Source organism: Salidesulfovibrio brasiliensis JCM 12178 (assembly GCF_001311825.1).
Classification (GTDB): Bacteria; Desulfobacterota; Desulfovibrionia; order Desulfovibrionales; family Desulfovibrionaceae; genus Pseudodesulfovibrio; species Pseudodesulfovibrio brasiliensis.
Window position 1 is genome coordinate 1 of the sequence record NZ_BBCB01000120.1, and the last position, 6,283, is coordinate 6,283.

Annotated in this window: 6 protein-coding genes and 2 pseudogenes; 1 reads left to right on the top strand and 7 read right to left on the bottom strand. The window is 64.0% G+C overall.

The window, feature by feature from the left end:
- A partial coding sequence (locus tag JCM12178_RS16410; RefSeq protein ID WP_245628838.1) for a VUT family protein occupies nucleotides 1–190 on the bottom strand: 190 nt, incomplete at its 3' end.
- A 194-nt stretch (nucleotides 191–384) separates the two neighbouring features.
- On the opposite strand from JCM12178_RS16410, the gene queF reads away from it, so the two are divergent.
- A complete protein-coding gene (queF, locus tag JCM12178_RS16415) occupies nucleotides 385–885 on the top strand; it encodes a preQ(1) synthase (protein WP_054652984.1) in 501 nt (166 codons plus the stop codon).
- A 75-nt stretch (nucleotides 886–960) separates the two neighbouring features.
- Here queF and JCM12178_RS16420 read toward each other — a convergent pair whose 3' ends face one another.
- The 6 genes and pseudogenes from JCM12178_RS16420 to JCM12178_RS16440 all read right to left on the bottom strand — a co-directional run.
- Nucleotides 961–1,542, bottom strand: a complete 582-nt coding sequence (locus JCM12178_RS16420; RefSeq protein ID WP_054652986.1) for a hypothetical protein — start codon at nucleotides 1,540–1,542, stop codon at nucleotides 961–963.
- Between the two features lie 77 nt (nucleotides 1,543–1,619).
- Nucleotides 1,620–2,423, bottom strand: a complete 804-nt coding sequence (locus JCM12178_RS16425) for a hypothetical protein (RefSeq protein ID WP_054652988.1) — start codon at nucleotides 2,421–2,423, stop codon at nucleotides 1,620–1,622.
- A gap of 45 nt (nucleotides 2,424–2,468) precedes the next feature.
- Nucleotides 2,469–3,977: pseudogene (glpK, locus tag JCM12178_RS16430) on the bottom strand (glycerol kinase GlpK).
- Between the two features lie 65 nt (nucleotides 3,978–4,042).
- Complete coding sequence (locus JCM12178_RS20095; RefSeq protein WP_245628839.1) at nucleotides 4,043–4,411, bottom strand: heterodisulfide reductase-related iron-sulfur binding cluster; 369 nt, start codon at nucleotides 4,409–4,411, stop codon at nucleotides 4,043–4,045.
- Between the two features lie 224 nt (nucleotides 4,412–4,635).
- Nucleotides 4,636–4,926: pseudogene (locus tag JCM12178_RS21145) on the bottom strand (heterodisulfide reductase-related iron-sulfur binding cluster); the annotation flags it as partial.
- Nucleotides 4,818–6,283 (bottom strand): 4Fe-4S dicluster domain-containing protein (locus JCM12178_RS16440; protein ID WP_054652992.1); only part of this gene is annotated, 1,466 nt, incomplete at its 5' end. The pseudogene JCM12178_RS21145 and the gene JCM12178_RS16440, both read right to left, overlap by 109 nt.

Here is a 6,283-nt window from a genome sequence, read left to right on the forward strand (position 1 = left end):
TGAGCGCCGCGAAGCCCGCCTGCACCACGGCCGAAGCCCGTTCCCGGCCCCAGAGCTCGCCGATGATGTCGGACACGGCGAAGGTTATGGAATAGGCCAGCACGCCTGCCGGGACGGCCAGCCCGAAGAAGTTGACGATCTTTGACGAAATGAACGCCGCAGCGGTCAGCGAGCCGATGAACAGGCTCACGAGCAGGGTGTATGACCCTCGTAACGGGTTTGCATGAAGACTCCTTGTTGGAAAACAGTCCAAAGGTCGGGGCAAGGCGCCCCTGCCGCTACGGGGAAAACAGTCCCCGGCGGCCTCCTGAATCGATCATGAACACTTGCCAGCAGGCACCTGAAAAGTCAAAATGCGCGCTGCAAACAAACAAGGAGATTTCAATGACCACCAGCAGCAAGGATCAGACTGTTCATCTGAAGACCTTGGGACAGGGCGGCCAGACCGGATACCGGCTCGACTCGCCGGGCCCGGACATTCTGGAGGCTTTCCCGAACAACCACCCGGACCGGCCGTACGTCGTGTCCATCGAGTTCCCGGAGTACACTTCGCTCTGTCCCGTCACCGGTCAGCCGGATTTCGCCACCATCGTGCTGGAATACGTTCCGGACCAGAAGATCGTGGAGTCCAAGAGCTTCAAGCTCTATATGTTCGCCTATCGCAACCACCAGTCCTTCATGGAGACCATCACCAACACCATGCTCGACGACTTCGTGGCCGTTCTTGATCCGCACTGGTGCCGGGTCAAGGGGCTCTTCGTCCCGCGCGGCGGCACCCGGCTGCACGTTTTTGCCGAGCACTTCAAGAAGGATTCGGCCATGGCCGGGGAGATTCGCGAAACCGTGCGTGACTGGAAACAGCAGGCCGCACCGCATCAGCCGTAACCTGCTTCCGTCGGGAAAGAGAAAAGCCCCGCGGCATACGTGCTGCGGGGCTTTGTTGTGTTTGGTGATGCGAGGCTAGGCCGGGGCTTCGCTCATGATATAATCCATGGCCTCGCGGTCGATGGTGTCCGAGGCCACAAAGAACTCAACACCCACCACCAGCGGGTGATATTTGAGGCCGAAGGGCAGCTTTTCAGGGTCTGCGTGGAGCACGCGTTCGGACGGAATGGCCGGGTTTATGTCCGTGTTGCCTTCCAGATACAGGGCCGCAAGCATCACGGAGTCGATGATGGTGCCGTCCGGCAGGGTGGTCCAGAGGTGGTAGCGGTCCGAATTTTCCTCGCCGCTTTTGTGCTTGAGGATTTTCTTCAGATGCCCTGCCGTGACCGGGTAGCGCATCTCGCCGTACTGGGAGACGTTGCCGATGGTCAGCACCGCGTCGGTGATGCCGAAGCTCTTCAATATGTAATGGAAGTCCCCGAAGTTGACCGACATGACCTTGCCCACACGCTCCTCAAAGGGGATGTGGCTGGCGGCTTCGAGTTCGTTGCGCTGCTCCACGCTCAGGCCCGTGCCCGATTCGGCGGGGCTGAAGCTGCCCAGCTTCCACTGCGAGGTCCGGCTCATGGCCGCCTTGAATTCCTTTTCGTAGCTCACGGTGTCCTCCGTTCCTGAATATGCTGTCGCTGCTAGCACGTCCCGGCCCCGACCGCAATTGCGGGCAGGGGTGTCGGTCAATCCGCCATGGTGCCGTAACGCTTTCGAACCATTGCGAACAGTCCGGGCTTGCGGTCGTACTGATGCACGATGACCGCAGGTTCCCCGGCATCGTTCAACACATCGCCCTTCGGGTCCGTCTCCGGCTCACACGGATGGTAGCCGAGGGTGAGGATCGGTCCCGCATTGTCGTGAAATGTAGTTTCTGAACCAAAATCCTTTCGAATCAGGTAGTTGTGAATTGCCTGATCGAATCCGGCCATGTTCTGGCCCGGACGGAATCCTTTGGAAAGCGAGATCATGGCGTCCAGATACTCCAGCAGGGTGTCATGGTCCGCAACGGTGGTGCCGGAGCAGGAGATGCGTTCCTCCGAAAGCTCAACGAGGGCGGCCCTGCCGAGATGTCGCTCCACCCAGCGGCTGTTGTGCGGGCAGGAGCCGATGGTCATGGACTCGTCCTCCAGCGTGGCGTTCAGGCCCTCGGGCCAGTCGAAAGAAAACGGGTCGTGTTGAAAGAGCACGTCGCGTACATCGGTCATCAGCACGCGCCGGAAGCGCTGGCCGGAGCCGCGCAAATAGTCCCGGTAGAGGCGGTAGCGGTAGCCGTTGTACGGGACGTGTTCAAGCTCGGGTTCGCGTCGGAACCGGATGACGCGTGTGCCGTGACGCTCCATGCGTTCAACGTCCCGCGTGGTGTCCGAGGCGAACAGGACGCACTCGGTGGCGGCGTGCCCGACCCGTTCGAGCGAGCGCAGGAACGGGGCCACGTCGCCGTAGTGGTAGCCTGCGGCGAGGCCGATAACGAGATTCCTGGTGTGCATGATGAAAAAACGGGGCGACCGGTCGGCCGCCCCGTTAAGTTGTCTTTATTCTTCCCAGCCGTAGGTGCGTTCCACGGCCTTCTTCCAGCCCGCGTAGCCCTTGCGGCGGGTTTCTTCGTCCATGTCGGGCTGCCAGGTCTTGTCTTCGGCCCAGTTCTCGCGCAGCTCCTCGAAGCTGTCCCAGAATCCCACGGCGACACCGGCCGCGTAGGCCGCGCGAGGCAGGTGGTTTCCGCCACCTTGGGACGCGTGACCGGAACGCCGAGCACGTCCGCCTGAAACTGCATGAGCAGCTCGTTGCCGACCATGCCGCCGTCCACCTTGAGGGCCTTGAGTTCCACGCCGGAGTCCTTGTTCATGGCCAGCACGATGTCCTTGGCCTGATAGGCGTTGGCCTCCAGCACGGCCCGGGCGATGTGGTGCTTGTTGGCGTAGCGGGTCAGGCCCACCATCACGCCGCGCGCGTCCGGACGCCAGTAGGGTGCGAAGAGCCCCTGAAAGGCCGGGACGATGTAGACGCCGCCGTTGTCCTCCACGGCTGCAGCCAGTTCCTCGACTTCGGGCGCATCGTCGATCATGCCGAGGTTGTCTCGCAGCCACTGCACGAGGCTCCGGCGATGGCGATGGACCCTTCAAGGCAGTAGACCGGCTTGCGGTCGCTTCGCTGGTAGGCAACCGTGGTGATGAGCCCGTTCTTGGAGATCACGGGTTCATGGCCGGTGTTCATGAGCAGGAAGCAGCCGGTGCCGTAGGTGTTCTTGGCCTCGCCGATTTCGAAGCAGGTCTGGCCCACCAGCGCGGCCTGCTGGTCGCCGAGTGCGCCACAGACCGGGACGCGGGCCTTGAGCGGGCCTTCTTCCATGGTCGGCCCCCATGTCTCGGCGTCCGAGGAGGGCACGATGCGCGGCAGGGCCTCGCGGGGGATGCCCAGAATGTCGAGGATGCCCTGATCCCACTGGAGCTTCTTGAGGTCCATGAGCATGGTGCGGCTGGCGTTGGTCACGTCCGTGACGTGCGCGCCGCCCTTGGGGCCGCCTGTCAGCCACCAGATGATCCACGTCTCCATGGTGCCGATCATGGCGCTGCCGTCCTCGAAGGCCTTTTTCGCCTTGGGCACGTTGTCCATGATCCACTTGATCTTGGGGCCGCTGAAATAGGTTGCCACCGGCAGGCCGGTGATCTCGCGGAAGCGGTCCTGCCCGCCTTCCTTCATGAGCTCCTTGCAGATGTCATGGGTGCGGGTGCACTGCCAGACGATGGCGTTGTAGTACGGCTCGCCCGTGGCCTTGTCCCATACCACCACGGTCTCGCGCTGGTTGGTGATGCCGATGGACGCGAGGTCGCTTCCCTTGAGGCCCGCCTTGGCCAGCGCGCCCTTGATGACGTCCTGCGTGTTGCGCCAGATCTCCATGGGGTTGTGTTCGACCAGCCCGGCTTGGGAAAGATCTGCTCGTGCTCCTTCTGGTCGAGGGAGACGATGCGGCCCCGTTTGTCGAAGATGATGAAACGGCTGCTGGTGGTTCCCTGATCCACGGCACCGACGTAGTTAGCCATGAATTCCTCCTTGTGGATGTCGTTCTCTATCTCGTTCGGCCCGGGGCGACGTGGTTTCGGTGTGTCTAGTCCCTGTCGCCGAGGGCGCGCAGCGCAAAGGAGGCCACGGTCTCGGCCCGTGGCAGTTCCGGTGCGTCGTGATAGGTCTCGAACTGCGTCTGGCAATAGGTGCAGACCGTGACCAGCGTCCCGGCCCCGGCTCCGGCCGCGTTTCGGAGCTTGGTCAGCCCCAGCGCCTCGGCCATGGCGTCATTTCGATCGCGCAGAAAGTGGCCGCAGCATTCAAGGCGCATCTGCCACGGCACCGGCTGTGCGCCAAGGGCCTCAAGCACCCGCTCGAACACCGTGGGCGCAAGCGGGTCGTCGAAGGCGGTGGCCTCCGAGGGCCGCAGGGCGTGGCAGCCGTAGCTGGCGGCAACCGTCTGGCCGTCCACCGTGCCGCAGGCCTTCTCCCGCAACGCATCAAGCGTTCGTCCATGAGCGTCAGGATGTGCACGATCTTCGGCTCTTCGGGCAGGTCAAGCCCTTCGGAAGCAAGGTGCGGCTTGACCGTCTCGCGGAGTTCGTCGTGCTGGCGCAGCTTGAGGAGCATGACGCTCAGGTTGCCGTAGCAGCATTTGCAGGGCGTCAGGATGGGCAGCCCGGCCCGTTCGGCCCTTGCCAGATTGCGGGCAGCGGAAACCGCCGAGGCCACGAGGCTCTCCTGCCTGATGGGCCAGCCGCAACAGTCGAACTCCATGTCCTCCAGCGTCACGCCGAGACGTTTGCAGAGCTGGCGGGCGTCCTTGCCGTACTGCGGCTGGTGATGGGCGATCTTGCAGCCCGGGAACCATGCGTATCTCATCGCTTGCCTCCCCCGGAGCGGGCGCGGACGCGCGCGTTGGCGATGTTTCTGAGCTCGAAGAGCACATCGGCCACCGGCACGCCCTGCGGACAGTGCTCCTGACATTTGTAACAGGTCACGCAGTTCCAGGTCATGCCCGCGCCGAGGGCGTGGTCCACCAGCCCCATGCGCAGCAGGTTCATGACCTGTTGCGGTGTGAAATCAAGGTCGCGCGCCGGATTGGAGCTGGCCGCCACCACCGGGCAAACGCTGGTGCAGGTGGTGCATTGCACGCAGCCGAGGTAGGCCTCGCGCCGGGCGGTCAGTCGCACCGGTCGTTTCTTTTCGGGCTCGGATTCCGGCAGGCCGTGCAGGGTCTCCATGCGTTCGGCGGGCGATTTGCCGGGCATCTCGTGCTGCAACCCGGCCGCGCCTTCGGCCACCATCCTTCGTTTGGAGGTCAGCCAGAGCTCCTGAAGGTCGATGCCGGAAGGGCAGACTTCGGTGCAGCGCATGCACTCGGAGCAGATGCGGCTGCCTGCCGTGAAATCGGCCAGTCGACCTCCCTTGAGGCGTCCAGCGGACCATGCGTTCAGGTCGGCCAGCTTCTCGGAAGGCAGTACCGGCCTGATGCCGAGCACGTCGTAGGCCGCTCCCACGCTGCATCGTGCGGCACATTCACCGCAGTGGGTGCAGGCGGTCAGCCCGAGGCTTCGGCCAGTGGCCTTGCGGCCGGTGTCGGCAACGGTGGAGCGGCTGCCCCGGCGTATCAGCAGGTTGAGCGGCGTGGTCAGCACGTGAGCGAACTTGCCAAGCGGGAGCAGAAGCAGCCCGGCGAGGAGGAAAAGTGCGTGGGCGTGGCCGAGCAGAATGTCGACGCGCGCCGATTCCAGCGAGCGGGCCGCCGGTTTGAGTGCGCGTGCGGCGAGGTGCGAGAGGAACGCCGAGGACGCTGGCGCGTGACAGCCCCGGCAGGACTCCTCGTCCATCTCCCGGCCAAGGGCCAGCATTTCGGGAGCGGTGTCAGGGGCGGTCTTGAAGACCACGTCGTAGTCCACGGTCCAGACCGCCCTGAGCGCGGCGAGTTGTTCCTCGTCGCCGTAAAAGTATTCCTCGGTCATGCGCTCGAACGCTGCCGGGGACATGGACTTGGCCGCCTGCCACGCCACCCCGCTGACGGCGATGCCGCCGACGATCACCAGCAGAAGCCAGTCGGCAGGGCCGGAGGTTTGCCGGATGCGCCGAATGCCCAGCCTTCTGACGAGGGCCAGCAGCACTCCGAGGATGAGCATCAGCCCGAAGAGGTCGCGCAGGAAAAAGTAGGGGTCAAGGGTGGCCTCGAAGTACCCGCCAAAGAGGTCTGCTGTCTGGGGACCGAAGGCGTGCACCGCCAGCAGGCCGATGAAGCCCGCGTGGGTGAGCATGGCCGCGGTCCAGCGCCACGGGCCGCCACTGGTGGAGCGGGCCAGCAGCAGGATGTCCA